General features: G+C 64.6%; 24 protein-coding genes and 1 tRNA gene. 20 read left to right on the top strand and 5 right to left on the bottom strand.

The window, feature by feature from the left end; translation table 11 throughout:
• Window positions 1–23: 23 nt before the first annotated feature.
• From tolB to I4X03_RS06680, 18 genes are all read left to right on the top strand, one after another.
• Window positions 24–1,286: a Tol-Pal system beta propeller repeat protein TolB gene (tolB, locus tag I4X03_RS06765; protein WP_223467380.1), complete on the top strand. Its 1,263-nt coding sequence runs from the start codon at window positions 24–26 to the stop codon at window positions 1,284–1,286.
• Window positions 1,287–1,315: 29 nt separating this feature from the next.
• Window positions 1,316–1,834, top strand: a complete 519-nt coding sequence (gene pal, locus I4X03_RS06760) for a peptidoglycan-associated lipoprotein Pal (protein ID WP_223467379.1) — start codon at window positions 1,316–1,318, stop codon at window positions 1,832–1,834.
• 140 nt (window positions 1,835–1,974) lie between these two features.
• On the top strand, window positions 1,975–2,736 hold the full coding sequence (gene ybgF / locus I4X03_RS06755) for a tol-pal system protein YbgF (RefSeq protein WP_223467377.1): 762 nt from the start codon (window positions 1,975–1,977) through the stop codon (window positions 2,734–2,736).
• Between the two features lie 72 nt (window positions 2,737–2,808).
• Window positions 2,809–2,884, top strand: a tRNA-Lys gene (locus tag I4X03_RS06750).
• A gap of 1,674 nt (window positions 2,885–4,558) precedes the next feature.
• Window positions 4,559–5,044: a L,D-transpeptidase family protein gene (locus I4X03_RS23290; RefSeq protein WP_223467375.1), complete on the top strand. Its 486-nt coding sequence runs from the start codon at window positions 4,559–4,561 to the stop codon at window positions 5,042–5,044.
• Between the two features lie 23 nt (window positions 5,045–5,067).
• Window positions 5,068–5,391: a hypothetical protein gene (locus I4X03_RS06740; RefSeq protein WP_223467373.1), complete on the top strand. Its 324-nt coding sequence runs from the start codon at window positions 5,068–5,070 to the stop codon at window positions 5,389–5,391.
• 123 nt (window positions 5,392–5,514) lie between these two features.
• Window positions 5,515–5,952, top strand: coding sequence for a universal stress protein (locus I4X03_RS06735; RefSeq protein WP_223467370.1), 438 nt, complete (start codon window positions 5,515–5,517; stop codon window positions 5,950–5,952).
• 111 nt (window positions 5,953–6,063) lie between these two features.
• Window positions 6,064–6,945 (top strand): universal stress protein, encoded by an 882-nt coding sequence (locus I4X03_RS06730; protein ID WP_223467368.1) that lies wholly within the window; start codon window positions 6,064–6,066, stop codon window positions 6,943–6,945.
• 52 nt (window positions 6,946–6,997) lie between these two features.
• Window positions 6,998–9,901, top strand: coding sequence for a monovalent cation/H+ antiporter subunit A (locus I4X03_RS06725; protein WP_223467366.1), 2,904 nt, complete (start codon window positions 6,998–7,000; stop codon window positions 9,899–9,901).
• Window positions 9,901–10,245, top strand: a complete 345-nt coding sequence (locus tag I4X03_RS06720; protein ID WP_223467363.1) for a Na+/H+ antiporter subunit C — start codon at window positions 9,901–9,903, stop codon at window positions 10,243–10,245. Before I4X03_RS06725 ends, I4X03_RS06720 begins: the two co-directional genes overlap by 1 nt.
• Window positions 10,242–11,864 carry a monovalent cation/H+ antiporter subunit D gene (locus tag I4X03_RS06715; RefSeq protein WP_223467361.1) on the top strand — a complete coding sequence of 541 codons (1,623 nt, stop codon included), beginning with the start codon at window positions 10,242–10,244 and terminating at the stop codon, window positions 11,862–11,864. The genes I4X03_RS06720 and I4X03_RS06715 overlap by 4 nt, the downstream gene beginning before the upstream one ends.
• Window positions 11,861–12,379, top strand: a complete 519-nt coding sequence (locus tag I4X03_RS06710) for a Na+/H+ antiporter subunit E (RefSeq protein ID WP_223467359.1) — start codon at window positions 11,861–11,863, stop codon at window positions 12,377–12,379. Before I4X03_RS06715 ends, I4X03_RS06710 begins: the two co-directional genes overlap by 4 nt.
• Window positions 12,363–12,641, top strand: a complete 279-nt coding sequence (locus tag I4X03_RS06705) for a K+/H+ antiporter subunit F (RefSeq protein WP_223467357.1) — start codon at window positions 12,363–12,365, stop codon at window positions 12,639–12,641. Before I4X03_RS06710 ends, I4X03_RS06705 begins: the two co-directional genes overlap by 17 nt.
• Window positions 12,638–13,039, top strand: a complete 402-nt coding sequence (mnhG, locus tag I4X03_RS06700; RefSeq protein ID WP_223467355.1) for a monovalent cation/H(+) antiporter subunit G — start codon at window positions 12,638–12,640, stop codon at window positions 13,037–13,039. The genes I4X03_RS06705 and mnhG overlap by 4 nt, the downstream gene beginning before the upstream one ends.
• A 60-nt stretch (window positions 13,040–13,099) precedes the next feature.
• Window positions 13,100–13,348 (top strand): DUF3297 family protein, encoded by a 249-nt coding sequence (locus I4X03_RS06695; RefSeq protein WP_223467353.1) that lies wholly within the window; start codon window positions 13,100–13,102, stop codon window positions 13,346–13,348.
• A gap of 194 nt (window positions 13,349–13,542) precedes the next feature.
• Window positions 13,543–14,943, top strand: a complete 1,401-nt coding sequence (locus tag I4X03_RS06690) for an L-cystine transporter (protein ID WP_223467351.1) — start codon at window positions 13,543–13,545, stop codon at window positions 14,941–14,943.
• Window positions 14,944–15,032: 89 nt separating this feature from the next.
• The gene (locus tag I4X03_RS06685) at window positions 15,033–15,797 is read left to right on the top strand and encodes a histidine phosphatase family protein (protein WP_223467349.1); all 765 of its coding nucleotides are present in this window, start codon (window positions 15,033–15,035) and stop codon (window positions 15,795–15,797) included.
• A 385-nt stretch (window positions 15,798–16,182) separates the two neighbouring features.
• On the top strand, window positions 16,183–16,548 hold the full coding sequence (locus I4X03_RS06680) for a hypothetical protein (protein WP_223467347.1): 366 nt from the start codon (window positions 16,183–16,185) through the stop codon (window positions 16,546–16,548).
• 132 nt (window positions 16,549–16,680) lie between these two features.
• Here I4X03_RS06680 and I4X03_RS06675 read toward each other — a convergent pair whose 3' ends face one another.
• From I4X03_RS06675 to I4X03_RS06665, 3 genes are all read right to left on the bottom strand, one after another.
• Window positions 16,681–19,893: an efflux RND transporter permease subunit gene (locus I4X03_RS06675; RefSeq protein ID WP_223467345.1), complete on the bottom strand. Its 3,213-nt coding sequence runs from the start codon at window positions 19,891–19,893 to the stop codon at window positions 16,681–16,683.
• Between the two features lie 3 nt (window positions 19,894–19,896).
• Window positions 19,897–21,075 (bottom strand): efflux RND transporter periplasmic adaptor subunit, encoded by a 1,179-nt coding sequence (locus tag I4X03_RS06670; RefSeq protein WP_223467343.1) that lies wholly within the window; start codon window positions 21,073–21,075, stop codon window positions 19,897–19,899.
• Window positions 21,076–21,277: 202 nt separating this feature from the next.
• Window positions 21,278–21,697 carry a divergent PAP2 family protein gene (locus I4X03_RS06665; protein WP_223467341.1) on the bottom strand — a complete coding sequence of 140 codons (420 nt, stop codon included), beginning with the start codon at window positions 21,695–21,697 and terminating at the stop codon, window positions 21,278–21,280.
• Window positions 21,698–21,841: 144 nt separating this feature from the next.
• Between I4X03_RS06665 and I4X03_RS06660 the strand changes: the two genes are divergently transcribed.
• Both I4X03_RS06660 and I4X03_RS06655 read left to right on the top strand, forming a co-directional pair.
• Window positions 21,842–22,882 carry a DUF475 domain-containing protein gene (locus I4X03_RS06660; protein ID WP_223467339.1) on the top strand — a complete coding sequence of 347 codons (1,041 nt, stop codon included), beginning with the start codon at window positions 21,842–21,844 and terminating at the stop codon, window positions 22,880–22,882.
• Window positions 22,883–22,953: 71 nt separating this feature from the next.
• On the top strand, window positions 22,954–23,331 hold the full coding sequence (locus I4X03_RS06655; protein ID WP_223467337.1) for a DUF8785 domain-containing protein: 378 nt from the start codon (window positions 22,954–22,956) through the stop codon (window positions 23,329–23,331).
• Window positions 23,332–23,371: 40 nt separating this feature from the next.
• On the opposite strand, the gene I4X03_RS06650 is transcribed toward I4X03_RS06655, so the two are convergent.
• Entirely contained in the window at window positions 23,372–24,094 is a 723-nt protein-coding gene (locus I4X03_RS06650) for a substrate-binding periplasmic protein (RefSeq protein ID WP_223467335.1), read from the bottom strand.
• 74 nt (window positions 24,095–24,168) lie between these two features.
• Window positions 24,169–26,439, bottom strand: coding sequence for a coiled-coil domain-containing protein (locus I4X03_RS06645; protein WP_223467332.1), 2,271 nt, complete (start codon window positions 26,437–26,439; stop codon window positions 24,169–24,171).
• Window positions 26,440–26,571: the final 132 nt, after the last annotated feature.

Raw genomic sequence — 26,571 nt, 5'->3', positions numbered from 1 at the left:
ACGAACCTGGATAGAACGGACCCATGAAAAAACTCAGTTACCTGTTTTTCAGCGCTGCCGTCGTAGTCGGCGCCAGCGCGAACGCCCAGCTTAAAGTTGAAATTGCCGGTGTCAGCAGCGGCCAGATTCCGATCGCCGTCGCCATGTTTGCCGACGAAGGCGTCGCGCCAGCGCAAATGTCGGCCATCATCAGGGCCGACCTGGAGCGCAGCGGCATCTTCAAGGTCATCGATGCCGGCACGGTGCTGTCCGAGACCTCCCCTATCGATTATGGCCAGTGGAAATCGCGCGGCGCCGATGCGCTCGTCGTTGGCAGCGTTCAAAAGCTGGCCAACGGTAACTTCAACGTGCGCTACGAGCTGCACGACACCATCAAATCGAGCGAAATCTCGGCCCTCGGCCAGACCCCTACCCCGCGCTACGCGCGCCTGGCAGCCCACAAGATTGCCGACGACATCTACGAAAAACTGACCGGCACCCGCGGCGCCTTTGCCACCCGCATCGCCTACGTCAACGAAAACCGCGCCGCTAAAGATTACCGTCTCGAAATCGCCGACGCCGACGGCGAAGGCACCCAGGTCGCAGTGCGCTCGAACGAGCCGATCATCTCGCCATCGTGGTCGCCCGACGGCACCAAGGTCGCCTACGTATCGTTCGAGAAGCGCAAGCCGGTGATCTACGTGCAAAACCTCGTCACCGGCGGGCGCAAGATCGTCGTCAATGAAAAAGGCAGCAACTCGGCACCGTCATGGTCGCCGGATGGCTCGAAGCTGGTGGTGTCGCTGTCGAAAGACGGCCACACCCAGGTCTACAGCGTCAACGCCGATGGCGGCGGACTGCGCCGCCTGTCGAACAGCAATGGCATCGATACCGAGCCGCAATGGTCGGCCGATGGCCAGCACATCTACTTCACGAGCGACCGCAGCGGTGGTCCGCAAATCTACCGCATGGCGGCCAGCGGCGGCGCCGCGACCCGTGTCACCTTTACCGGCAGCTACAACATCAGCCCTCGCGTATCGTCCGACGGCAAGACGCTGGCCTGGATTTCGCAGCGTGACGGCTTCTCGCTGTATGCGATGGACCTGGCCAGCCGCCAGGAAATCCGCCTGGCCGACCAGGCCACTGAACCGAGTTTTTCGCCTAACGGCAAGTACATCATGTATGCGACCAAAGGAGGGGGACGTACGTCGCTCGCCGTGGTGTCCGTCGATGGACGCGTCAAGCAGCGCTTAACAACCCAAGCAGGAAACATCAGGGAGCCCAACTGGGGTCCCTTCATGAAGTAATTTTTTAACCACCGACCAGGAGAAAAACCATGCGCAATATTAAGAGCGTAGCCTTCATCATCACGAGCGCAGCCCTGCTCGCAGCTTGCAGCTCGCCAGTCAAACTGAACGACGCACCTGTCGTTGAAACGGCACCAGCAGCAGCGCCAGTGACCGACGCCCGTGACGTTCGTCCAGTCGAAACCGGCTCGGTAGACCCGCTGAACGATCCAAAAGGCGTTCTGGCTAACCGCAGCGTCTACTTCGACTACGACAGCTACGTTGTGCGCGACGACGGCAAGTCGGTGGTTGAGAACCACTCGGGCTACCTGAACAAGAACAAGGAACGCAAGATCCTGATCCAAGGTAACACCGACGAGCGCGGCGGCACCGAGTACAACCTGGCACTGGGCCAGAAGCGTGCTGAAGCAGTTCGCAAGTCGATGGCAGCGCTGGGCGTGGCCGAGTCGCAGATGGAAGCCGTATCGCTGGGCGAAGAAAAGCCGAAAGCAACCGGCTCGTCCGAAGCGGCATGGTCGGAAAACCGTCGTGCCGACATCGTCTATTAATATCTGACAGCGGTACCAGAGATAGACAACGGGGCGCTTGCGCCCCGTGTTATTGTAGGGCCCGACGCAAGCGGCGCAAGCGCCGTCCTTGCCAAGCAAGCAGTACAGATTCGACATCCGGTTTTGAAAGAGTCACGACTATGATCACATTCTCCAAATCCCGCCTGGCCGCCGCTGGCCTGGTGTTCGCCGCCCTGCTGCCGCTGCAGGCCTCGGCCGCCCTGTTCGGCGACGATGAAGCGCGCCGCGCCATCCTTGAACTGCGCAACAAGGTCGATAACCTGAGCCGCGAGCTCAATGCGCGCCTCGAGACCAAGTCCGACAAGACCTCCGCGCTCGAAGGCCTGAACCGCCACGAGCAGACGCTGCAGGAAATCGCCCGCCTGCGCGGCCAGGTCGAAGTACTGGCCAACGAACTGGCCAACATCCAGAAGAACCAGAAAGACCTGTACGCCGACATCGACGCGCGCATCAAGAAGCTCGAGCCGCGCCAGGTCACCATCGACGGCCAGGAAGCGGCCGTCGCGCCGACCGAACAGCAGGATTACGACGCCGCGCTGGCGCTGCTGCAGGGTGGCGACTACAAGGGCGCGTCCGCTGCGCTGTCGGAATTCGTGCGCCGCCATCCAGAGTCGGCCTATGCCGCCAACGCGCAGTACGCGCTCGGCACCGCCTACTACGCGCTGCGCGATTACAAGAAGTCCATTGCCGCGCAACAGGTGGTTGCGACCACATACCAGGACAGCGCCAAGGCGCCCGACGCGATGCTCAACATCGCCAGCAACTATATCGAACTCAAGGATGCGAAAAATGCCAAGAAGTCGCTGCAGTCGCTGGTCAGCAAGTACCCGGAGTCGCCTGCCGCGCAGACGGCCAAGAGCCGTTTAGCTGCACTGAAGTAAGAAAAAACGGGGATTTTGTGGTGTCCGGCATTTGACAGGATCGCCATCGCCCCCTATAATCTTGCTTCTTTCGGGTCGTTAGCTCAGCTGGTAGAGCAGCGGACTTTTAATCCGTTGGTCGCAGGTTCGAATCCCGCACGGCCTACCACGAATGCGCAGTAAGCAAATGAAGCAGTTACGAGTGATCGTAACTGCTTTTTTGTTTTACAAACGCCGAAGGCTTACCGCGCGGCGCGTAACTGATTCGCCAAATTCGCACTACCCAACATTTTTAATTTCACGACGGAGGCGGTGAACTGCCGCCTGGGCACCGGCGACAACGATTACATCCCGATCAAGGCTGATTACCACATTTCCCTCGTCCCATCGCAAGAGTCGACTTAAGTTCTGCCGGTAGATCGTAGCGCTTCCCTTGGTTTCGGCAACGACGTAGTTGAGGCTTGCGAGCTCGTCGGCGAGTGAGGAAACCGTTGCCCGACTGGCCCGTGATATTGTGAAGCGAGCTGGAAGCACAGAAATAAGAGACCACGTCGAGCCCAAGACAGCGCCGATCATGATTCCTGACATGGGGAGCTCGTCATCGCCTAACCATGAAAAAATTATTTGTAGTACAAGACAGGTCACAACCGCAATGAGTGCCCAGCTCAGAAACTGGGACCAAGACTGAAATAGCATAAAACAGCGCCATGGTGGACATGCCCGAGCTACCGTCGAGACTATTTGATGAGCGGGCAAGTTAATCATCTCTTCTCCGACTATTCTATAAGATGCGCCAGGATTAAACGCCAGTGCCGCAATGACGCGATACTGGCTGCACCTAACACTCCACTTTACTTTCCCTTGATTGCGTAGAAATACGCCCAGGCCAGACCGCCACCGACCACCGCGCCGGCAACTGCGCCGATTGGCCCGGCTGCGGCACCGAAGAGCCCTCCAAGCCGCGCACCTGCAAATGCTGCTCCTAATTGGCTACCCCCAGTAACCATAGCACCAGTGCTGACAATCTGACCGAAGCTAGCGCCGCCGGATACGTGGTCGATTTCTTGCGAAGACAATGTTTACATAATTTCTCCAATGATAAGTAGGTCGGAAGGTGTGCGACAAATGCAGCCCGCAACCACAGAATACGAAACATTGCAGGCTCGAAAGCTGCGATGCGGCAAATTTCCAGCTACAAAAGAAATGTTTTATCACCTGCCCTAGTCTTGGGTAATTCTGCTGGGCGGAGGTCGAATTATTAGTGATAATGAGAAAGCGACAGAGCTCTTTGCCCAATCTCTGCCATTCGACCGGGTCACAAAAGACGAATCAGCATACGCATGTCGACGAAATGATCTGTAAGGGCTCGTGATTTAAGCCGCTCGAGACCTAAGTGTGTAACCGCTAGCTACTAATATTGCGACACAAGGAGCGGGCGTATTACCTTATTTATGCGTGGACACAGCCTGCTTGGCGACTGTTTCGTTGTCGGGCTGTTTTTTCCCACGGCGATGATTGTGCAGTGTTTGGTGGTAGGCACGGACTGGGTACAATCTCACCTTCGCTTGCGCAGCACCGTCGGATCGGCTGGGGCCTGCCCACTGCCTGCGTCGCGGCATTGGCGCCTGGATTCGGCGCCCCCTTCCACCCCAGCCACACGGCCCTGCTGTCGCTGCCGATTGTTGGCGAACTGCACCCGCCGTCAGCCTTTGCTGGCGTTTGGCGCCGGGCAATCGCTCGGCGCCCGTGAACGCGGATCGCCGGCTGCGATAGCGCATATTGCCGATTGCCTTGGCGCGCTACTCTCTATCAGCCTGCCTCCAAGCGCTGATAAAGGAGCGTCATGATCCCCTGCGTCCTGCTGCTCGCCTTACTGGTTAACAGCGGCGCTGCATTTGCCGCAAACGGGCGCGCTACCCGGGTACACGTTGACAAATCCGACCGACTGATGGCCGTCTATGCCGGAGACCGGGTCATCGCACGCTATCGCATCGGACTGGGCACCCGCCCGCAAGGACACAAGACCCAGGAGGGCGACCGGCGCACGCCTGAAGGACGCTACACCCTCGATTTCAAAAACGCAACACGACCGTCTCCAGGCAAAAAACGCGGCGTCAGTCCTGGTGGAGACATCATGATCCACGGCGAGGCCAACGACCCCGCCGTGCGCAAGGCGCTCCGTCGTTCTCCTTATCGCGACTGGACATACGGCTGCATCTGGCTCCCGATGCCGACATGCAACGATTTTGGGACCAGGTGTCGGTCCCGACCCCGATCGAGATCGTACCCTGAGGCCGGGTCCGCACGCCGTCCCCCCGCCCGTTCCTGAAAGATCGGACGAAAGCGGTTAAAATGATCAGAATGAAAACCTTGCTTGTCGCCTTCCTCCTTGCCATCGTCTCCCTGCAAGCAGCCTTTGCTGCCGCAGGCGACTTTGCGAGCGTGACGGCCAAGTTGGAACAAACCCACACGCGTGCCGCGCTCGACCTCGCAGACGCCGTCGACGCCGATGCCGAAGGCCTGAAAGTGTCGGCCGCGATCGAAGAACTGTCCGACTACGTCATCGCATTCCTGCCGATTCCGCGCGTAACCGCCATCCCTACCCCCTCCGACCCGACCGCGTCATCGTTCGCCTCGATCCGCCTGCCCGGAACCGAACCGCCTCCCCGAGGCTGAACATTCTTCTCTCTACCGCATGACGGAAGCCATTCCGTCTCGCTCGCCGTGCATTGCGTACGCCTTGCAGGACCCCTGGCGTGCGCCGAGATTGCGCGCCGCCGATCGCAACTGGAGAAAATAATGTTCGACACTATCTTGTGGCCCGTCGACGGGTCGCCGCGCTCATTCGAACCGATGGCGGCCGTAATCAATCTGGCGCAGTTGTCCCGCGCCACCGTGGTCGTGCTGTCCATTGCCGAGCCACGCCTGTACCGCGCGGCAGACGCCGAGACGCTGGCATCGGGCGACATCGTCGAGCTTGCCCACCTCAACACCGCCAAGCATGACGTGAGCGCGATCCGGCGCGCCGTCCAGGCGGCAGGGGTCGCCTGCGAAGACATGGTGGCGCTGTCCGCCTCGCCCAGTGCCGAGATCGTCAATGTCGCGCGCCGCCGCGGTTGCGACCTGATCGTGATGGCCACGCGCGGCAAGCTCGGCCTGATCGAATCGCTGCTCAGCCCGAGCTGCACGCAGGAAGTCGTCGCCGCCTCGCCGGTCCCGGTTTTGATCATCCCGTAACCAGCAGCAGACCCCGCCGCGCCTCGTGGGGTGCGGCTCGAAACGAACCGTTGCAATATGATTAAGTCCGGCAGGTGCGCAACGCCGCGCTTGCCGGACATGGAGAATCGCGTGAACACCCAGACCGACAGCCTCACCCCACAACGCTTGCTGCTGGCATCTGACCTGTGCCAGCGCTGCGACCGTCCGCTCGACCGCGCCAAACAGCTTGCCGCCGAATGGCAGGCCAGCCTGAAAGTACTGATGGTGCGCGACGGTCCCGGTTCGCCCGAGGAAGTGTCGTCCTGGCTTGACGGGCGCAACACCGTGCATGCGTTCGAGCTTGCCGCGCGCGCCGACATTGCCGAAGAGTTCGCCGGCACCGGCATCGACGCCACGCTGCAGGTGGTGCGTGGCGACGTCAGCGAGGGCATCCTGGGCGCCGCCGCCGCGATGACGGATGCCGTGGTCATCGTCGGCGCGTCGCGCGAGGAAACCTTTCAGCACCTGCTCCTCGGCTCCACCGCATCGCGCCTGGCGCAAGACCTGGCGCAGCCGCTGCTGGTGGTGCGCCAGCGCACCCGCGGCAGGTATGCGCGCATCGTCGTGGCGAACGATTTCGGCGACGCCGCAGGCCATGCCCTGGCCACGGCCGTCGGCCTGTTTCCCCTCAACCGCTTTACGCTGATGCACGTGCTGGAAGACAGCGGCCCCGGCTTTACTGAAGCGCATCCGGGCGCGCTGCCGGCGGCGCTGGAGCGGAGCGCACGTTTCCTCGACAACTGCGGCTTGTCGGCAACTGCCCGCGCGCGCATCGACGTCGTGATCGGTCACGGCACCGTGGCCGACGCGATCGCCAGCCACGTCCAGGCCGCCGGCACCCAGCTGGTGGTGCTCGGCGTCCATCCACGCTCGGCGCTGTCGCGCGTGTTCATGGGAAGCATCAGCGACGAGCTGCTGCGCCGCCTGCCCTGCGATACGTTGCTGGTGCGGGTAACGGAAGACAGCGTATGACGCGCGCAGTTGCTCCAGCGCGCGCGCGCCAGCAGGACAGGGGCTGACCACGATGCTCTTGTTGCTGCTCCTGCTACCGTTCGCCGCCGCGCTGGCCGCGGCCTGCATGCCGGGCGATTCGCGCGACCGCCCCGCCATCATTGCCGGCGGCGCCACCCTGGTGGCGCTGCTGATTGGCGTTTTCCAGTTCACCGGCATCGCCGCCGGCAATGTGCCGCAAGCCAGGTTCTCCTGGCTGCCGCAGTTCGGCGTCGATATCGTGCTGCGCATGGATGGCCTTGCGTGGGTATTCACGATGATGGTCCTGGGCATTGGCGGCCTGGTGTTGCTGTACGCGCGCTACTACATGTCGCGGCGCGATCCGGTGCCGCGCTTCTATGCCTACATGATGGCGTTCATGGGCTCGATGCTCGGCGTGGTCCTGTCGGGCAACCTGATCCAGCTGGTGGTGTTCTGGGAACTGACCAGCGTTACCTCGTTCCTGCTGATCGGCTACTGGCAGGAACGCAACGATGCGCGGCGCGGCGCCCGCATGGCGTTCACCGTCACCACGGTGGGCGGCCTGTGCCTGCTGGCAGGCGTGCTCATGCTGGGGCATATCGCAGGCAGTTATGAACTCGAGACGGTGCTGGCCTCGGGCGAGGCGATCCGCGCCCACGACTGGTACCTGACGGTGCTGGTACTGGTTGCGCTGGGGGCGATGACGAAAAGCGCCCAGTTTCCGTTCCACTTCTGGCTGCCCCATGCGATGGCCGCGCCCACGCCAGTGTCCGCCTACCTGCACTCGGCCACCATGGTCAAGGCCGGCGTGTTCCTGATGATCCGGCTGTGGCCGGTATTGGCGGGGACCGAGGAATGGACCTGGCTGCTGGGCGCCGCCGGGGTGTGCACCTTGCTGCTCGGCTCTTTCTACGCGATCTTCCAGAGCGACATGAAGGGCCTGCTGGCCTACTCGACCATCAGCCACCTCGGCCTGATCATGGTGCTGCTCAGCATTGGCACCTCGCTGTCGGTGGTGGCCGCCATTTTCCACACCATGAACCATGCGCTGTTCAAGGCGTCGCTGTTCATGGCGGTGGGCATCGTCGATCACGAGGCCGGCACCCGCGACATGCGCCAGCTGAGTGGCCTGCGCAAGGCGATGCCCCATACCGCCGCGCTGGCCATCGTTGCCAGCGCCGCCATGGCCGGGGTGCCGTTGATGAACGGCTTCCTGTCGAAGGAAATGTTTTTCGCTGAAACGATGCACGTCGGCGGCACCGAGAACTGGTGGATGTCGGTGGCGGCGTTCATGATGGGCCTGTTCAGCGTGGTGTACTCGCTGCGCTTCATCAGCGTGTTTTTCGGGCCGCCTGCGCGCGATTTGCCGTCGCAACCGCATGAGCCGCCACGCTGGATGCGCTTTCCGATCGAGTGCCTGGTGCTGCTCTGCATCCTGGTGGGCATGTTCCCCGAGCGCGTGGTGGGCGATGTGCTGGCAGTGGCCGCGCAGTCGGTACTCGGCCCGACCGTACCGGCCTACGATCTCGCGATCTGGCACGGCGTCAACCTGCCGCTGATGATGAGCGCCGCGGCGCTGGTGGGCGGCGCCTTGGGCTACCTGTGGCTGCGCAAGCGCTTCAACCTGGCTGAACGCGACCGGGTTCCGCTGCTGCATCGCCTGAAAGGCGCGCAGCTCTACGAAAGCGCCTTGCTCGGCGGGTCGCTGGGCGCGGCCTGGCTGGTGCGCCTGGCCGGCACCAAGCGCCTGCAGCCTCAGCTGCTGGTGCTGATGGCGGCGATGGTGGCCGTTCCGCTGCTGCTCGCGCCGCCGTGGCAAACCTTCCCGGCACCGTCGCTGGCGAACGCCGATCCGCTGCTCGCGCTGCTCTGGGTAATCGGCGCCGGCTGCGCGGTGGCCGCGGCGTGGAAGGCCAAATACCACCGGCTGGCCGCGCTGGCGCTGGTCGGCGGAACCGGTCTGGTCACCAGCGTGACCTTCCTGTGGCTGTCGGCGCCCGACCTGGCGCTGACCCAGCTGATGGTCGAGACCGTCACCACGGTGCTGATCCTGCTGGGCCTGCGCTGGCTGCCGCCGCGCCGGCGCCCGGCGCACCTGGCCGGCACTATCCCGGGCGCAACCTGGCTGCGCCGTTCGCGCGACGGACTGGTCGCGGCGGCAGGCGGGCTGGGGCTTGCGGCGGCGAGCTACGCGGTGCTGACCCAGCCGCAAGTGCCCAGCATCCGCGACTTCTTCGTGCTGCGCGCGCTGCCGGAAGGCGGCGGCGCCAACGTCGTCAACGTGCTGCTGGTGGACTTCCGCGGCTTTGACACGCTGGGCGAAATCACCGTGCTGTCGGCGGTCGCGCTGACCGTCTACGCGCTACTGCGGCGCTTCCGTCCGGCGCCCGAAAGCATCCCGATTCCCATGCAGCAGGTCGACGACGTCGATCCGGCCGCGGGCCAGCTGCCGGGGCGCCAGGCGCGCGACGGCTACCTGATGGTGCAATCGGTGTACCTGCGCTTCCTGCTGCCGGTGATGGGCGTGATCGCCGTGTACTTCTTCATGCGCGGCCACAACCTGCCCGGCGGCGGCTTCGTTGCCGGACTGATTTTTGCCACCACGCTGATCGTCCAGTACATGATCGCAGGAACCGACTGGGTCGAATCGCACCTGCGCCTGCGCCCGCACCGCTGGATCGGCTGGGGCCTGCTCGCCGCCTGCGCCACCGGCGTCGGCGCCTGGCTGTTCGGCTACCCGTTCCTGACCAGCCACACGGCGCACCTGTCGCTGCCGGTCCTGGGCGAACTGCACGCTCCGTCGGCGTTCGTGTTCGACCTGGGCGTGTTCTTCGTCGTGGTCGGCACCACCATGCTGATCCTGGTCGCCCTCGCCCACCAGTCGCTGCGTAGCCGCCGCGTCGCCGTGGCCGGCAGCGCGCGCGCCGCCATCCCGCCCGCCAAGGAGATTGGATAATGGAAATCGTCATCTCGCTGGCCATCGGCATCGTGTTCGGTTCGGGCATCTGGCTGATCCTGCGCCCGCGCAGCTTCCAGGTGCTGATCGGCCTGATGCTGATGTCGTACGCGGTCAATTTGTTCATTTTCGTGATGGGGCGGCTGGCGATCGACCGGCCGCCACTGACGCCGGCCGGCATCGTCCCTGACCCGGCAGCGCTGGCCGATCCGGTGCCGCAAGCGCTGGTGCTGACCGCCATCGTGATCGGCTTTGCCACCACTGCGCTGTACCTGGTGGTGATGATCGGCGCGCGCGGACTGACCGGCACCGACCACGTCGACGGAGAGGAGCCCGACGCATGAGCCTTGCCTGGACCGACCACCTGATCGTCCTTCCCGTCCTGCTGCCACTGGTCGCCGGCGCACTGATGGCAACGCTGCCTGAAGGCCGCCACCGCATCAAGTTCGCACTCAGCTATGCGAGCGCGCTCGGCCTGCTGGCCAACGCCATCGCGCTGGTGCTGCTTGCCGACGATGGCTGGCCCGGCGCCATCGGCGTCTACTTCGCCGCCAACTGGGCCGCGCCGTTCGGCATCACGCTGGTGGCCGACCGGCTGTCGGCGCTGATGCTGGTGCTGACCGCGCTGATGGGCCTGGCGGCGCTGTATTATGCGCAGCCGCGCTGGAGCCGGATCGGCGTGCATTTTCATTCGCTGTTCCAGTTCATGCTGATGGGGATTAACGGCGCCTTCCTGACGCACGATATCTTTAATTTATTCGTGTTCTTCGAGCTGATGCTGGCGGCGTCCTACGGCCTGGTCCTGCATGGCTACAACGCCGCGCGGCTGCGTGCCAGCATGCAGTACATCGCCGTCAACCTGGCCGCCGCGCTGCTGTTCCTGATCGGCATCGCGCTGATCTATGCCACCACCGGCACACTCAACATGTCCGACCTGGCAAGGCAGGCCAGCGCCTTGAGCGCGCCCTACATCGGCCTGTTCAGGGCTGGCGTGGCGGTAATGGCGCTGGCGTTCCTGGTCAAGTGCGCGATGTGGCCCCTCGGCTTCTGGCTGCCGACCACGTACTCGGTGGCGTCGCCGCCGGTGGCCGTGATGCTGGTGTTGATGACCAAGGTCGGCGCTTACGTGATCCTGCGCATCTGGCTGCTGGTATTCCCGGAAGGCGCCGGCGCCATGGCCCAGTTCGGCTACGACGCGCTGATGTGGGGCGGCATGGCCACCATCGTCTTCGGCGCGGCCGGCATGCTGGCCACCGACACCGCCGGGCGCATGGCCGGCTACGCGGCGACGGTGTCGTCGGGCACCTTGCTGGCGGTGATCGGTTACGGCCAGCCGCAGGTCGTCACCGCCGGGCTGTATTACTTCGTCGCCTCGACCATCGCCATTGCCGCGTTTGTGCTGCTGCTCGAACTGATCGAGCGCATGCGCGCGGCGCCCGGCGCGGCCTTGCTGGCGCTGACGATGGAAGCGTATGCGGTCGAAGACAGCCCCGCCGAGCCCAAGGGCAAAGGCGTGCCGGCGGCGACCGCCTTCCTGTCGCTGGCCTTTGCCGCCTGCGCCTTGATGATCGCCGGGCTGCCGCCGCTGTCCGGTTTCGTCGGCAAGTTCGGCCTGTTCCACGCCCTGCTCAATCCGGGCGCGGGGGCAGCGGCGATCGGCGCCGCCGGCTGGACGCTGATGGCGCTGGTGTTCACGTCGGGACTGGCCGCGATCATTTCGCTGATGCGTTTCGGCGTGCGCACCTTCTGGGCATCCGAACTGGCCGAGCCGCCGCGCCTGCACACGGCCGAGGTCATGCCGGTCGCGGCGCTCCTGCTGGTGTCGGTGTTGCTCACCGTCAAGGCGGAGCCGGTGTTCGCCTATCTCGCGCGCGCCGGCGCGGACCTCCATCGCCCCGCCCTGTATCTCGAGCGCGTGCTTGCCACGCCGGCGCTGCCAGGCGCCGCGAAGGAGCTGCCATGAGCCGCTGGCTTCCCTTCCCCTTCGTATCGCTGGCGCTGTGCGCGCTGTGGCTGATGCTCAACCAGGCGCTCGACCCGGCCAACCTGCTGTTCGGGGCCCTGCTCGGGATCGCGGTGCCGCTGCTGGCGCGCCGGCTGCAGCCGTTCGGCTATCCGCGCCTGCGCGCGCCACTGGTCTTCGCGCGCCTGGTCGCCATGGCGTCATGGGAGATCGTGCGCTCCAGCTATAACGTGTGCCGCATCATCCTGTTCTCGTCCTATCCGGAGATCCGCTCGGAGTTCATCCGCGTGCCGCTGACGCTGCGCGACCCCTACGGGCTGGCGATGCTGTCCTGCCTGATCAACATGACGCCAGGCACGGTCTGGGTGGAACTGCTGCCCGAACAGCATGAACTGGCGCTGCACGTGTTCGACCTGCACGATGCCCAATGGTGGGTCGACACCATCCAGCAGCGCTACGAGCAGCCGCTGATCGCGATTTTTGAAACGGAGAACACGCATGCAAACCCTTCTTGAAACGGCGATCGCCTATGCGCTGGTGTGCATGCTGGTGGCGATGGCGTTTTGCGCAGTCCGGCTGCTGATCGGGCCCACCGCCCACGACCGGGTGCTCGCGCTCGACACCCTGTGGATATGCGGCATGCTGCTGGCGGTGGTGCTGGGGCTGCGCTTCGGCACCCAGGTGTATTTTGAAGTCGCGATCCTGGTGGCCTTGCTCGGCTTCGTGTCGACCATCGCGCTGGCCAAGTTCCTGATGCGCGGGGAGATCATCGAATGAATGGCATCGAACATCTGCCCGGCTGGGCGGCGATCCCGGTCGCATTGCTGCTGGTGCTCGGCGCGAGCATCGTGCTGACCGGCGCGCTCGGCCTGCTGCGGCTGCCGACGTTCTACCAGCGCGTGCATGGCCCGGCCATCATCGTGACGCTCGGCGCCGGCTGCCTGCTGCTGGCGTCGATGGTGTATTTCACCGTGGTCCAGTCGCGCCTGGTGATCCACGAAATCATCATCGGGGTCTTCCTGCTGCTGACCGCGCCGGTCGTCGTCATGACCCTCACCCGGGCCGCGGTATACCGCGACCTGCGCGCGCGCCGGCAAGACACCGGCGTGATCGGCGAGGTCTACCAGCTCGCCGACGATAGCAGCGCGAAGGTTCCTAATGAACAACAACAATAGATCCGGCCACAACGGTGCCACCGTTGTCCTGATCGCATTTGTAGTGGATAATTGTCGCCCATGAACGATACCACCACACTCCCCCCTCTCCCGGACCGCCTGTCGATCGACCCGAGCAGCCCGTTCCATAACCGCGACGTGTTCCAGCACGATATCGGCATCAAGATCAACGACAAGGAACGCACCGATGTCGAGGAATATTGCATCAGCGAAGGCTGGATCAAGGTTGCCGCCGGCAAGACCCTGGACCGCAAGGGCAAGTCGATGCTGATCAAGCTGAAGGGCAAGGTCGAAGCGTTCTACAAGTAATTCGCTTCCGCCGTCCTGACCCACCCGTTCACGCCGGCAGCCGGGCAATCGCCCGGCGCCCGTGAACGCGGATCGCCGCCACACGCCTGCGCCAGCCGGCAACGGGCTGAAAAGCAACATTGCCCAATTCGCTTTAAAATGCCTGACAAAGCAGCAGGCCGCCCCGTCTCGTGCCTGCCTTACCAAAGGAACACATGAGCCTCCTGCTAATCCTCAATCTCACCGTCGCGCTTGCCATCTGCTTCCTGCTGTACCGCATGCAGGCGGCGCATGCCTCGTTCACCACCCGGGTGTTCACTGGCATGGGACTGGGCGTGCTGCTGGGCGCCGCGTTCCAGCTGGTCTACGGCGCCGGCGCCCCGCTGATCGCCGACACCAATGCCTACCTCGACATCCTCGGCACCGGCTATGTCAGCCTGCTGAAGATGATCATCATGCCGCTGATTATGGTGTCGATCATCTCGGCCATCCTCAAGCTCAGGGACGCCTCGTCGCTCGGCAAGATCAGCGCCCTGACCATCGGCATCCTGATCGCCACCACCCTGGTCGCCGCCTGCATCGGCATCGCCATGGCCAAGCTGTTCGGCCTGAGCGCCGTCGGACTCACCGCCAGCGCCGCCGAAGTGGCGCGCGGCGAGTATATGCAAGGCAACCTGGCGACCGCCCAGGGCGTCTCGCTGCCAAGCATGATCCTGTCCTTCATCCCCGCCAACCCCTTCCTCGACATGACGGGCGCGCGCAAGACGTCGACCATTGCGGTGGTCATTTTCTCGATCTTCATCGGCATCTCGGCCACCGGCATCGCCAGCAAGATGCCGGACATCTTCGATTCCTTCAGTAACTTCATCAAGGTCGCGCACGCCATCGTGATGCGCATGGTGACCCTGGTGCTGCGCCTGACGCCGTTCGGCGTGTTCGCCCTGATGGCGATGGTGGTGGGCGGCTCGAAGCCGGACGACATCGCCAAGCTGATCAGCTTCGTGGCGGCATCCTACAGCGCCCTGCTGCTGATGTTCTGCGTCCACCTGCTGCTGATCTCGGCCGTTGGCCTGAACCCGCTGCGCTTCGTAAAGAAAATTTTCCCGGTGCTGGCGTTCGCGTTCAGCTCGCGCACCAGCGCCGGCGCGATCCCGATGAGCGTGCAGACGCAGACCACGCGCCTGGGCACCCCGGAAGGAATCGCCAACTTCGCCGCCTCGTTCGGCTCGACCATCGGCCAGAACGGCTGCGCCGGCATCTATCCGGCCATGCTGGCCGTGATGATCGCACCCACCGTCGGCATCGACCCCTGGACCGTGTCGTTCATCGTGCCGCTGCTGGCGATCATCGCGGTCGGCTCGGTCGGCGTGGCCGGGGTCGGCGGCGGCGCCACCTTCGCCGCCCTGATCGTGCTGTCCTCGCTCGACCTGCCGGTCGCGCTGGCCGGCCTGCTCATTTCGATCGAACCATTGATCGACATGGGCCGCACCGCGCTCAATGTCAGCGGCTCGATTACCGCGGGCACCATCACCAGCCGCGTGCTGGGGCAAACCGACAGCGCGGTGTTCAATAGCGATGCCGACGTCAATCTCGACAGCGACGAGCAGCCCGCCTGACCGGCATCGTTTCGCGGCCTATCGTGCGCTGACGGCCCGCCGGCTCCGTCTATGATCGAGGCCATGTCAACCTTGGCGAGGCGGCGGCAATGGAGCAGAAATGGCCACAGGATATCTGGCTGGTCAGGCATGGCCAGAGCGCCGGAAATGTCGCGCGCGACGCCGCCGAGGCGGCGGCCGGGCACCTGATCGACATTGCCGGGCGCGACGTCGATGTGCCGCTGTCGGATCTCGGCATCCGCCAGTCGCAGGCCCTGGGCGGCTGGTTCGCTTCGCTGCCCGGCGGCCAGCGGCCGAATGTGGTGCTGCATTCGCCGTATGTGCGCGCCGTCGAGACCGCCCGCATCATCATCCGGGCCATCGGCCGCGACAGCCTGATGGCTGTCCAGGTCGACGAGCGCCTGCGTGAAAAGGAGTTTGGCATCCTCGACCGCCTGACCACCCACGGCATCGCGCACAACTATCCCGTGCTGTACGAGCAGCGCCAGCATGTGGGCAAGTTCTACTTCCGTCCGCCTGGCGGCGAAAGCTGGTGCGACGTCATCCTGCGCCTGCGCAGCGTACTCGACACCATCACCCGCGAATACTGCAAGGAACGGGTCCTGATCGTCGGCCACCAGGTCACGGTCAATTGCTTCCGCTACCTGTTCGAGCGCCTCGACGAAGCGCGCATTCTCGATATCGACCGGGCCGGCGACGTGCCCAACTGTTCGGCCACCGCGTATGCATTCGACCGCACCGTCGGCAAGCGCGGCAAGCTGGTACTGCAGAGCGCCAACTTCGTCGCGCCGCTGCTCGATAGCGGCACGCCGATCACGGTGCAAAAAGACATGCCGACCGCGCCAAAAGCCTAGCCACGTGCCCGATGCGGCCCGCTGCCCCGGCATTGCCGGTAGCCGTCGCTTACGCCTTGCCGCGCGACATGCCAGGCCAGCGACATTTCCTGTACCCACGCGACTCCAACGTTGCGGGTTTGCGCCATATCAAACCGACGACGCTCACACGGCCAATTGCGGCGGTTTTGAACAAATCGACGAACTGGCGAGAACCTTCCAAGTCTAATTTTTACAGTCGAATTCGTGCACTGAACGGGGCCACGTGTCTCGCTGCGTCGGTTCCCTGATGGTCCCTTTCGCGGGTCGTTATCAGGCTCAACTGAGGGACTGAATGGCATTTCCTACGTTTCGGCAAGGCGCGAAACGCAGGCGATATTCAATTGACGTGAACGAGGAGCAAACAATGAAATCACTTTCGAACGTAACAAAAATCCTGCTGGCGGCGGTGGTGGTAACGGCGTCGCTCAGCGCCTGCAAGCGTGACGAAGCTGCAACCGGCACCACCGACACCACGATCACGACGACGCCAAGCACCACGTCGGGTACCAGCGGCACCGCCGGCGACACCGGCACCATGGGCGATACCGGCACCACCGGTACTGGCACCACCGGCACTACCGGCGACACCACCACGACGACCACCACGACCACCACGCCACCGGCCGACGGCACCTCGGGAACCTCGGGCACGTCGGGCACGACCGGCACTACCGACACGGGCGCCGCCACCACCACCACAACCACGACTCCCCCGCCTGACACCAAGTAAGCACGGTTTGCCCGCCGGGCTAAGGCCTGGCGGGCCCCAAGCGTGTAAAGCCGGTTATGCCGCTGGCGGCGACCTGGCCGAAAAAAAGGGCCGCTTGCGCGGCCCTCTCCTTACGTCGATACAACGGATCGCTTACCGTGCCAGCTCGGGCACAACGATCGGGTTGCGGCCCGTCACCTTGTTAAACGCCTTCATCACCAGACGGTAGACCAGGCGGATGAAGGTCAGGAAGAAGATCACTTCCAGGAACGTCATCAGGAACGCCGGCAGCGCATGGTAACGCTCGGCACGGGCATGGAACTTGGCGGCCATGTTGTCGCGCTTGATCTCGATACTGTCGTAGAACGTCGGCACCACCAGCAGGGTCAGGATGGTCGAGGTGATCGTGCCGCCGATGATCGCGATCGCCAGCGGACGATAGAATTCGCCGCCTTCGCCCAGGCCCAGCGCGACCGGGAACATGCCGGCGATCAGCGCGAACGTCGTCATCAGGATCGGACGCAGGCGCATGCGGCCGGCGTACATCAGCGCATCTTCGCGGCCGTAACCTTCCGCCTCGCGCTTGCGGGCCGCGTCCAGCAGCAGGATCGCGTTCTTCGCCACCAGTCCCATCAGCATGATGATGCCGATAAAGCTCATCAGGTTGAGGGTATTACCGGTCAACATCAGCGCCAGCACCACGCCGATCAGCGACAGCGGCAGCGACAGCATCACGGCGACCGGCGCGGTGAACGAGCCGAACTGCATCACCAGGATCAGGTACATCAGGCCGATACCGGACAACAAGGCCACCGTCATGTTGGTGAACAAGTCCTTCTGGTCTTCACCGGCCCCACCCAGCTTGCGGCCGTAGCCTGGCGGGTAGTCCATGGCGTCGGCCAGCTTGACCGCGTCCTGGGTCGCTTCGCCAGGCGAACGGCCCTGGACGTTGGCCGACACCGCCATCACGCGCTTGCCGTCCTTGTGCGAGATCGTCGACGGACCCTTGCCCATCGTGATCGTGGCGATCTGGTCGAGCGGAACCATCTGGTTGGTGCCGGTCACGGCGATCGGCAGGCGCTCGATGTTCTCGGCCGATACGCGGTCGGCCGGGTGCAGGCGCACCGCCACGTCGCGGGTTTCGCCGGTCGGATCGACCCAGTCGCCCACTTCCACGCCGGCGAATGCCACGCGCAGCGACTGGGCGGCATCGTTGACGGAGATGCCCATCGAATTCGCCAGGCCGCGGTTCAGTTCGATCTGCAGCTCGTTCTTCGGATCCTGCTCCGACAGGCCGACGTCGACCACGCCAGGCACCTGGCGCAGCTTGTCCATGTAGGCGCCAGTGATTTCCAGCAGCTTGCGCGAATCCGGGCCGGTGAACTCCATCCGGATCGGCTTGCCGCCGCCTTGCAGGTCATCGATGACCGTGTATTCGGCGCCGACCAGCTGGGCCACCTTGGCGCGCAGCTCGACTGCGATCTCCTTGGCGCTGCGCTCGCGGGTGTTGCGCTTGCCGATGTCGACATAGATCTGGCCGCCGCCAAGATTGATGAAGCTGTTGGTGTCCTTGGTTTCAGGAATCGAGCGCGCCAGTTCTGCCGCTTTCTCGACCTTGGCCTGGGAGTAACCGACCGAAGACGATGCCGGCACCCGGATTTCGATCCGCAGGTTGCCGCTATCGGCTGCCGGCAGGAAGCTCGAACCGCCGAACATCACGTGCAGTGCGATCGCACCGATGAAGGTTGTCACGGCAATCAGGGTCATCCAGACGCGGTGATGCAGTGCCCAGCCGATGACGTTGCCGTAGCGGTCGGCCTGGTGGTCGAACCAGTCGTTGAAGCGCTGCAGGACTTTCGACAGGCCTTTCTTCGGCGCCGTGTGGTGGTCGGCCGGGTCGCCCCAGTAGGCCGACAGCATCGGGTCAAGCGTGAACGAAATGACCAGGCTGACCAGCACCGAGCAGGTCACGGTCAGTGCGAACGGACGGAACCATTCGCCGGAGATGCCCGGCATGAACGCCACCGGAATGAACACGGCAATGATCGAGAAGGTCGTCGCGGCCACGGCCAGGCCGATCTCGGCCGTGCCTTCCATCGCGGCCTTGCGGCGGTCCGAGCCCATCTGCATGTGGCGCACGATGTTTTCCCGCACCACGATGGCATCGTCGATCAGCACGCCGATCGCCAGCGACAGGCCGAGCAGGGTCATGAAGTTCAAGGTGAAGCCCGACAGCCAGACCGCGATGAACGAGGCCAGCACCGAGGTCGGCAGCGACAGCGCGGTAATCAGGGTCGAGCGCCATGAATTGAGGAAGGCGTACACCACGAAGATGGTCAGCACGGCGCCGAACACCAGCGATTCGATCACGTTGTTCAGGCTGCGCTGGGCTTCGTCGCCGCCGTCGCGGGTGATTTCCAGCCTGGTGCCTTCCGGCAGGTCTTTCTCGATTTCCTTGACCAGTTCCTTGGCCTTGTTGGCCACGCTGACGGTACTGGCCTCGCGCGAACGGATCACCGAGATGCCGACATTCGGCTTGCCGCTGCGGATACTCACGCTGTTGATTTCAGCGAAGCCGTCCTCGATTTCAGCCACCTGCGAAAGGCGCACCAGCTCGTCGCCGCGGCGCTTGACCACGATCTGCTGGAACGCTTCCGGCGACTCGATGCGGCCGATCAGGCGGATGCTCTTTTCATCCATGTCGCCGCGGATCTTGCCGACCGGGGCGTTGGTGTTCTGGCTGCGCAGGGCGGCCACGACTTCGGACACGGAGACGTTATATTCGCGCAGCTTTTCAGAGCGCAGCAGCACCGACAGCTCGCGCCGCAGGGCGCCGTTGACGTTGACCGCCGCGACCCCGTCGATGCCGCGGAAACGGTCGGCCAGCAAGTCCTCGGCCAGGCGTGAAATTTCCGCGTGGCTTTGGGTGCTCGACGACAGCGACATGTTGAGGATCGGCTGGCTGGCCGGGTCGAAGCGTTGCAGGATCGGCTCGCGCATCTCCACCGGCAGCTTGTAGCGCACCGCCGCAATCGCGTTGCGCACTTCATCGGACGCTTCGATCAGGTTCTTGTCGAAACCGAACTCGAGCCAGAACTGGGCGCTGCCTTCGCGCGCATCGACGTTGACTTCCTTGACGCCGGGAATGCTTTGCAGCGATTTCTCAATCCGGTTGACGACCTCGCGCTCGACCGTCTCGGGCGATGCGCCCGGGTACGGGATATTGATCATCAGCGCCGGGATGTCGACGTCCGGGTTCTGGTTCACGCGCAGCTTGTTCAGGGCCAGCAGGCCCAGGCACATCATCGCAACGATCAGGACGATCGTTGCGATTGGCCGCTTGATGCTGAAATCGGATAAGAACATGGCTTATTTTCCTTGTGCGGCGTTCTGGCCTGCGTTGGCGCTGGCGACCTTGGCGGGCGAAGCCATCTCGACCTTCTGGCCGTCGCTGAACGACGAGCTCACGTTGCGCATGACGAGGTCGCCGGCGGCCAGGCCGCTGCGCACTTCGTACTGGCCGCTGCGGGCGTCGCGCGGACCCAGCTTGACCGGGACCTTCTGCAGGCTCGAACGCTCCTTCAGGCGCCATGTGAATGCCGCATCGCCAGCCTTGACCAGCGCGCCTTCCGGCAGCATCAGCGCGGTAGCCGCTTCGGCTTCGATGCGGCCTTCGCCGTACAGGCCAGACACGCGCGGCTGGGCTGCGCCCGGCGCGAAGCCGACCAGCACTTCCACCTGGCGGGTGACTTCGTTGGCGGCCGGATCGACACGCTTGACGACGCCGCGGAATTCCTGGCCCGCGTAGCCATTGATGCGGAAATTGACCGCCTGGCCCGGCTTGACCACGGCGATGCGGTCGGCCGAGACGCGGCCCTCGAAGCGCATGCTGGTCGGGTCGATGACCTTCAGCAGTTCCTTGCCGATCGAGGCGGTGTCGCCGGCCGATACCTTGCGCTCGCTGACCACGCCGTCGAACGGCGCGCGCACCAGCGTGCGCTGCAGCTGCTGGCGGGCCTGGACGGCGCGGGTGCGGGCCGCGGCCAGGTCGCTCAGGGCGTTGTTGCGGCGCACTTCAGAATCATCCATGGCCTGGGCCGACGTCATGCCCGAGGTGCGCAGCGTCTTCATGCGCTCGACCTGGCGCTCGGCCTGGTCGAGCGCCTGCTTGGACGCGCGCGCCGCCGCTTCGGCCGAGTTCAGGCTGTCGCGGATCGACGTTTCATCGAGCTTGACCAGCACGTCGCCGCGCTTGACGACGTCGCCGTTTTCCTTGAGCACTTGCAGCACCACCGCCGAGACTTCAGCGCGCAGGTCGGCCTTGCGTTCCGGCTGGATCGAGCCGGTGATGATCGGGCCCGAGTTGACCGAGTTACTCTGGACCATCAGCAGGTCTTCCGGAGAAATCAGCAGCTTGACCGCTGGCTTGCCGTCCTTCCCAGCCGCCTGGGCGGTGCCGGTAGCGCCCTTGGCAGGTTCCTTGGCTTCCTTGCTACAGGCGACGAGCGTCGTTGCGACGGCAAGGACAAGAATGGTTTTGCGCAGCATTGTGATATCTCCGGGGAATTATGATGACTGATAATGCGAAACTGGAATGAAAACTGCTAACGCCGAAGTATCCTAGACGGCCTCTACGCCGTCAATTGACGATCTTTCATACTGCAGTTTTCGATGCATGAAGTGCCGTTTTGGACGCCTGAAATGCAATTTGGGGCACTTGAAATGCGGAAATAAGTGCCCTGCAGGGTATTTACAGCGGCGAAAACTGGGAATGGATCGCGAAAGCGATCGCCATGCCGGTGGCAATTCCGCCTGCAATTTCGACCAGCGTATGGCCCATCCGTTCGCGCAGGATTTTTGCGTCAGCGCCAGCGCGCAGCAGGTTGATCGCCGAGGCCTGGCGGCCCACATGCTGGCGCAAGCTGTTAGCGTCGATCATGACGACGAACGCCAGGGTCACCGCTACGCCGAAGGCCGGGTGCGCCATGCCCTCGCGCAAAGCGATCAGGGTCGCCATGCTGGTCACCACCGCGCTGTGATTACTCGGGAAACCGCCATTCCCCACCAAATCAAATGCCCAGCGCCGATGGCGCGCGCTATTAATCAGGAATTTGATGGGACCGACCGCCAGCCAGGTCAGGATCGGGGTAATTAAATAAATGAATTCCATGCTTCTTCCGTAAAAAAATGCTAATCAGAATTATCGCAGAACAAGTCGCATTGCGGCCATCTTCCCTACCCCCATCGACCTGCGCCAGCAGTAATATGTGCAGGTGTGGTATTTTTTGCATGCCCCTCCGGCCAAGGAAAAACAATGAAGCACTTCCGCTTCTCGATCGCTGTCACCGTGGTGCTGATGGTCGTGGCGGGCTGGTGGGGGTATGCGCGCGCCGGCTTGCCGGGCATGCTGGGCGCCCTCTGGATCGCCGCCGTGCTGGGCGTGCTGGAAGTATCGCTGTCGTTCGACAACGCGGTCGTCAACGCGTCGGTCCTGCGCCACTGGAACGCGTTCTGGCGCAAGCTGTTCCTGACGGTCGGCATCCTGGTCGCGGTGTTCGGCATGCGCCTGGTGTTTCCCTTGCTGATAGTCTCCGTCGCAACCGGGCTCGGCCTTGGCGATGTCTGGCGCATGGCCATCAAGACCCCGGACGCGTACGCGCGCCACCTGACCGAGCACCACGCCCAGGTCGCCTCTTTCGGCGGCGCCTTCCTGCTGCTGGTTTTCCTCAATTTCCTGTTCGACGACGACAAGGAACTCCACTGGCTGGGGCGGATCGAAGAGAAGGTGGGCAAACACGGGACCGAAGGGCTGGCCGTCCTGCTCGCCCTGCTTGCCGCTTTCGGCGCGATGGCGCTGGTACCGGAGCACGACAAGCTCAGCGTGCTGGCGTCGGGCGTGTTCGGCGTCGTCATTTATGTTGCCGTTAAATGGATCAGCAGCTTGCTGGAACAACCGGCGGACGACCCCGCGCTCGGCAACATCATCTCGCGCGGCAGCATCGGCGGCTTCCTGTACCTGGAGGTGCTCGACGCCTCGTTCAGCTTTGACGGCGTCATCGGCGCGTTCGCCATTACCAACGACATCGTCATCATCATGCTCGGGCTGGCCATCGGCGCGATGTTCGTGCGCTCGATGACGGTCTACCTGGTCGACAAGGGCACCTTGCAGCAATTCGTCTACCTCGAGCACGGCGCCCACTACGCCATCGGCATCCTGGCGCTGATCATGTTTGCCAGCGTCGAGTACCATATCCCCGAATGGCTGACCGGCCTGTCCGGCGTGGCCTTCATTGCCGTGTCGATCTGGTCATCGCTGCGCTACCGGCGGCGCCACCTGGTCCAGCCGGCACCCTGAGCTGTCCGGCCGGCGCCAGGCGTGGCACAATGCACAGCGTCATTGCCCTCCAATAACAACAACACGACACCATGCCCACACAAAAACGCCTGAGAACGAGCCTTATCCTGCTGGGCCTGCTTGCCGCAGCCGTCGCCGGCTTTGCGCTATACACCTGGATTACCCTCAGCTGGTCGTACTCGGAAGGAGAACGCGCCGGCTACCTGCAAAAATTCTCGCGCAAGGGATGGCTGTGCAAGACCTGGGAGGGCGAGATTCTGCTGTCGAGCATGCCGGGCGCGATTCCTGAACGGTTTGCGTTTTCGGTGCGCGATGCGAAGCTGGCGCAGGAGCTGTCGGCGGCGACCGGCAAGCGGGTACTGCTCAGTTATTCGCAGCACCGCGGGGTGCCGTCGTCATGCTTCGGCGAGACCGAGTATTTTGTCCGCAGGGTGCAAGTGACCCAGTAGGCGGCAGGCGGATTGCAGCAGTGCCCGAACTGGGGCAGCCCTAGCGGTATTTCGCAATAATCGACTCGATGGCGCCGGTACGCAGCAGTTGCCCGATCGCCGCATCGACCTCGGCCACCGTCACTTTTCCGTTGGGCGACACGGCGCACTGTGTCATATAGCTTTTGATTCGCAGCGGCGGATGCACTGCCATCGGCGGGTCGCGCTGTTTCAGGCGGTAGTGATAAATGTATTCGCTGGTGACCGCATGGCGCATCCTGCCAACCGACAGCTTGCGCAGGCTTGCCTCGGTGGTCGGCCCGTCGTCGCGCACGAAGCCGGCGCCCAATGCGCGCTCCAGTTCCGGATGCTTATATCCCAGCACCGTGCCGATCACCTGGCCCGACACGTCCGACAGCTTGCGCGGCCGTTCGGAGGCCACGCTGGTCAGCAGCACTTCGACGGTCGGCAAAAATGGCTGGCTCCAGTTGAAGCGGCCGTCCAGCCATTGCGGGATGTAGCCGCAGATCAGGTCGGCGTTGCCGGTGTCGAGCGCCTTGAGCATGCGCTGGCGCGGCAGTGTCAGGAACGCCGCCTGGCGCCCCATCGACCTGGCAAGCGCCTGGCCGATATCGAAATGGATGCCGCCATTGAGCTGCCAGCCATCGAATCGCGCCATCGGCATTTCAGTGCCGGTGTCGACCAGAAAGCTGATGTCGCTGGCGCCCCGTGCAGGCAGTGCAGCCAGCCACAGCAGGAGCAGGATAGGAAGTGTCCTGAGCATCAATCGCGCATGAAATGGGTAACAGGGTCAATCATAACCCGAACCCGGCGGCAAACCGAAAATCGCCGCCGGCATCACAGCGTCGCAGGATGCGTCAGACGGCCGATCACTTCGCGCGTCATGCTCGCCGACGCGGTACGCTGGGCAGCGCCGGCGACGACTTCGGCACGCTCCACGGCGATCGCGTCCTGGGTCGCGGTCAGCGCCAGGGTGTCGGTCTCGAGCCTGCGCGCCTCCAGCGCCGCCAGCTGCAGCTTGGCGTCCGCCATGGCGCGGGTGGCGATGGCCGCCTTGCGCTGCATGTCGGCGTGGGCCTGGGCGCTTTCCAGCAACTGGCGCTGGGCGTTGCGCTTGTCGATCGCCGCCTGCGCGGCCACTTCCGCGACCACTTCGAGCTGGCGCGCGATGTCCGCTTTTTCCTGCTCGGCGTCGGCGCGCGCATTGGCGGCGCGGCATGCTGCCTGGTCCGATTCGAGCCGCGCGGCCAGGGCCTGGCTGGCACGCTGCTCGGCGGCGGCCCTGTGGCGCTCGGCCACCACCTGCTGCTCCAGCAGCGATGCCGATTCGCGTTCCGCCAGCGCGGCGGCGCGTTCGGCCGCCAGCAGGTCCTGGGTCAGCGCCAGCCTGGCCTGTTCGGCGTGCGCACGCTCCGCCTGCACGCGTGCCAGTTCGGCGGCGGCCTCCAGCTGGGCGGCAACGGCCGCTGCCGCGGCGGCATTGTGCGCCGCTTCGGTATCAATTTGCACCACCAGCGCGCGGGTGGTCTCGAGTTCGGCCAGCTTGGCCTGCTCGGCGCGGCGCTCGGCATCGGCCTGCTCGCGCAGCTGGGCGGCCAGCGCCAGCTCGGCGTCGGCGCGCGCCTGCGCCGCGCTGGCCGCTTCCTGTTCGGCGTCCAGCTTCTCCTGCAGGCGCGCCAGCGCCGCCTCCTCGGCGATGGCGCGTGCGCGCTCGGCCTCGGCCAGCATCGCCGCCTGTTCGGCGTTGCGGGTTGCCGCGGCCGCGGCCTGGCGCTGCAGCTCCACCTGTTCGGCGATCGATGCGACGGCCGCTTGTTCGGCGGCGTTTTCGGCCGCCGCCGCATCGCTGGCTGCCTGCGCCAGCGAGGCCCGTTCTTCGGCCAGGGCGCGGGCACGCTGATGCTCTTCGACTTCCTGCAGCGCCGCCGCGGCCGCGCGTTCTTCGGCCGCGCCGCGCAGCTTGCAGTTTTCGAGCGCTTCGGCTTCCGCCTCGACGCGCGCGCTGACCTTCTCGGCCGCCTCTTCTTCGGCGCGGGTACGCGCAATGGCAACTTCGCGCAACTGGCGGTCGACGGCGATGCGCTGCTCGGTCGCTGCCAGGATGCGCACTTCGGCTTCGCGCCGCGCCTGCGCGCCCGCTGCCGCCATCTGCTCGACGCGCTCGCGGTGCACGGCGGCGTCGCGCAGTTCCTTTTCAGTCTGCAGGCGCAGGTGGATCGATTCGGCCGCCACCCGCTCGGACTCGGCCTGCGCCAGTGCGATCGCTTCGCGTTCCTGTTCCAGGTGAGCCAGCGCGCGCGCTTCTTCCAGCGCGCGTGCTTCGGCCACCGCGCGTGCGAACGCCGACGCCAGCGCCACCTGGTCGGCCTTCTCGCGCTGCACGGTCAGCTCCAGCGCCTCGGCTTCGGCGTCGGCCAGCATCTCGGCGGTCTGGCGCGCGCCCTTGGCGTGGCGCTCGCGCTCGCGCGCCAGGGTCGCCAGGCGCGCGTCGGCGCTGGCGATATGGGCCACCTCTTCGCGCGCCGCGTGCACCGCGGCGACGCGCTCGACCGCCTGCAGGCGTGCCTGTTCGGTTTCGACCATCAGCTGGTCGGCGGCCTTGGCAGCCTGTTTGGCCAGCTTCGATTCGGTCTCGACCTGCTCGGCGGCGCGGCGGCGCGCCTCGTCCTCGGCCTTGGCGCGCGCTTCGGCGGCCAGCTTGATCTGGGTATCGGCTTCGACCCGCGCGCGCAGTTCGGCAGTCTCCTGGCGCACGGCTTCGAGGCGCTCGGTGCTGGCCTGGGCGGCGGCGCGCAGCGTTTCGAGGCGGTCGCGGTGGGCTTCGATCGCCTGTTCGGATGCCTGCGCATTTTGCAGCGCGGCGGCGGCGGCGGCGGCGTCCATCGCGGCGCGCTCTTCTGCCAGCAGGCGCGCGCGCGATTCGGCGTGGGCCCGGCTCTCGGCGGCGCACGACGCTTTCGCTTCGGCTTCGACGCGGGCGATCGCCTCATGGATGGCGCGCATTTCGGATTGGGCGCGGGTCGGCGACTGTTCCTGCGGCTCGCCATCAGGCAGCGGCGCGGTCATCGTCAGGTTGGCGTCATCAATCAGGGCTGCTGCGGTATCCATGGTCTTCTCGCTCGGTGCGGCCACGCGAAGTGCTGGCCTTGCGATCGATTATCGGTCAGGACCGGCTGCGGCCGAGGACCGAGAAAGCGGGGAAAAGCGCCGCAGTTTGGCGCTTTACGGCAGGTTTGTTGG

Origin of the sequence: Massilia soli (genome assembly GCF_016809835.1) — a bacterium.
Classification (GTDB): domain Bacteria; phylum Pseudomonadota; class Gammaproteobacteria; order Burkholderiales; family Burkholderiaceae_D; genus Telluria_A; species Telluria_A soli.
This window is presented reverse-complemented; position numbering and strand designations above follow the sequence as displayed.

Excerpts from the sequence above, each read along its gene's own strand:
- mnhG (WP_223467355.1), top strand. The coding sequence starts at position 12,638 with ATGAATGGCATCGAACATCTGCCCGGCTGGGCGGCGATCCCGGTCGCA.
- I4X03_RS23290 (WP_223467375.1), top strand. The coding sequence starts at position 4,559 with ATGATCCCCTGCGTCCTGCTGCTCGCCTTACTGGTTAACAGCGGCGCT.
- I4X03_RS06650 (WP_223467335.1), bottom strand. The coding sequence starts at position 24,094 with ATGCTCAGGACACTTCCTATCCTGCTCCTGCTGTGGCTGGCTGCACTG.
- I4X03_RS06740 (WP_223467373.1), top strand. The coding sequence starts at position 5,068 with ATGATCAGAATGAAAACCTTGCTTGTCGCCTTCCTCCTTGCCATCGTC.
- pal (WP_223467379.1), top strand. The coding sequence starts at position 1,316 with ATGCGCAATATTAAGAGCGTAGCCTTCATCATCACGAGCGCAGCCCTG.
- I4X03_RS06655 (WP_223467337.1), top strand. The coding sequence starts at position 22,954 with ATGCCCACACAAAAACGCCTGAGAACGAGCCTTATCCTGCTGGGCCTG.
- I4X03_RS06725 (WP_223467366.1), top strand. The coding sequence starts at position 6,998 with ATGCTCTTGTTGCTGCTCCTGCTACCGTTCGCCGCCGCGCTGGCCGCG.
- tolB (WP_223467380.1), top strand. The coding sequence starts at position 24 with ATGAAAAAACTCAGTTACCTGTTTTTCAGCGCTGCCGTCGTAGTCGGC.
- I4X03_RS06710 (WP_223467359.1), top strand. The coding sequence starts at position 11,861 with ATGAGCCGCTGGCTTCCCTTCCCCTTCGTATCGCTGGCGCTGTGCGCG.
- I4X03_RS06660 (WP_223467339.1), top strand. The coding sequence starts at position 21,842 with ATGAAGCACTTCCGCTTCTCGATCGCTGTCACCGTGGTGCTGATGGTC.
- I4X03_RS06715 (WP_223467361.1), top strand. The coding sequence starts at position 10,242 with ATGAGCCTTGCCTGGACCGACCACCTGATCGTCCTTCCCGTCCTGCTG.
- I4X03_RS06705 (WP_223467357.1), top strand. The coding sequence starts at position 12,363 with ATGCAAACCCTTCTTGAAACGGCGATCGCCTATGCGCTGGTGTGCATG.
- I4X03_RS06670 (WP_223467343.1), bottom strand. The coding sequence starts at position 21,075 with ATGCTGCGCAAAACCATTCTTGTCCTTGCCGTCGCAACGACGCTCGTC.
- I4X03_RS06690 (WP_223467351.1), top strand. The coding sequence starts at position 13,543 with ATGAGCCTCCTGCTAATCCTCAATCTCACCGTCGCGCTTGCCATCTGC.
- I4X03_RS06680 (WP_223467347.1), top strand. The coding sequence starts at position 16,183 with ATGAAATCACTTTCGAACGTAACAAAAATCCTGCTGGCGGCGGTGGTG.
- I4X03_RS06675 (WP_223467345.1), bottom strand. The coding sequence starts at position 19,893 with ATGTTCTTATCCGATTTCAGCATCAAGCGGCCAATCGCAACGATCGTC.
- I4X03_RS06665 (WP_223467341.1), bottom strand. The coding sequence starts at position 21,697 with ATGGAATTCATTTATTTAATTACCCCGATCCTGACCTGGCTGGCGGTC.
- I4X03_RS06695 (WP_223467353.1), top strand. The coding sequence starts at position 13,100 with ATGAACGATACCACCACACTCCCCCCTCTCCCGGACCGCCTGTCGATC.
- I4X03_RS06735 (WP_223467370.1), top strand. The coding sequence starts at position 5,515 with ATGTTCGACACTATCTTGTGGCCCGTCGACGGGTCGCCGCGCTCATTC.
- ybgF (WP_223467377.1), top strand. The coding sequence starts at position 1,975 with ATGATCACATTCTCCAAATCCCGCCTGGCCGCCGCTGGCCTGGTGTTC.
- I4X03_RS06645 (WP_223467332.1), bottom strand. The coding sequence starts at position 26,439 with ATGGATACCGCAGCAGCCCTGATTGATGACGCCAACCTGACGATGACC.
- I4X03_RS06720 (WP_223467363.1), top strand. The coding sequence starts at position 9,901 with ATGGAAATCGTCATCTCGCTGGCCATCGGCATCGTGTTCGGTTCGGGC.
- I4X03_RS06685 (WP_223467349.1), top strand. The coding sequence starts at position 15,033 with ATGGAGCAGAAATGGCCACAGGATATCTGGCTGGTCAGGCATGGCCAG.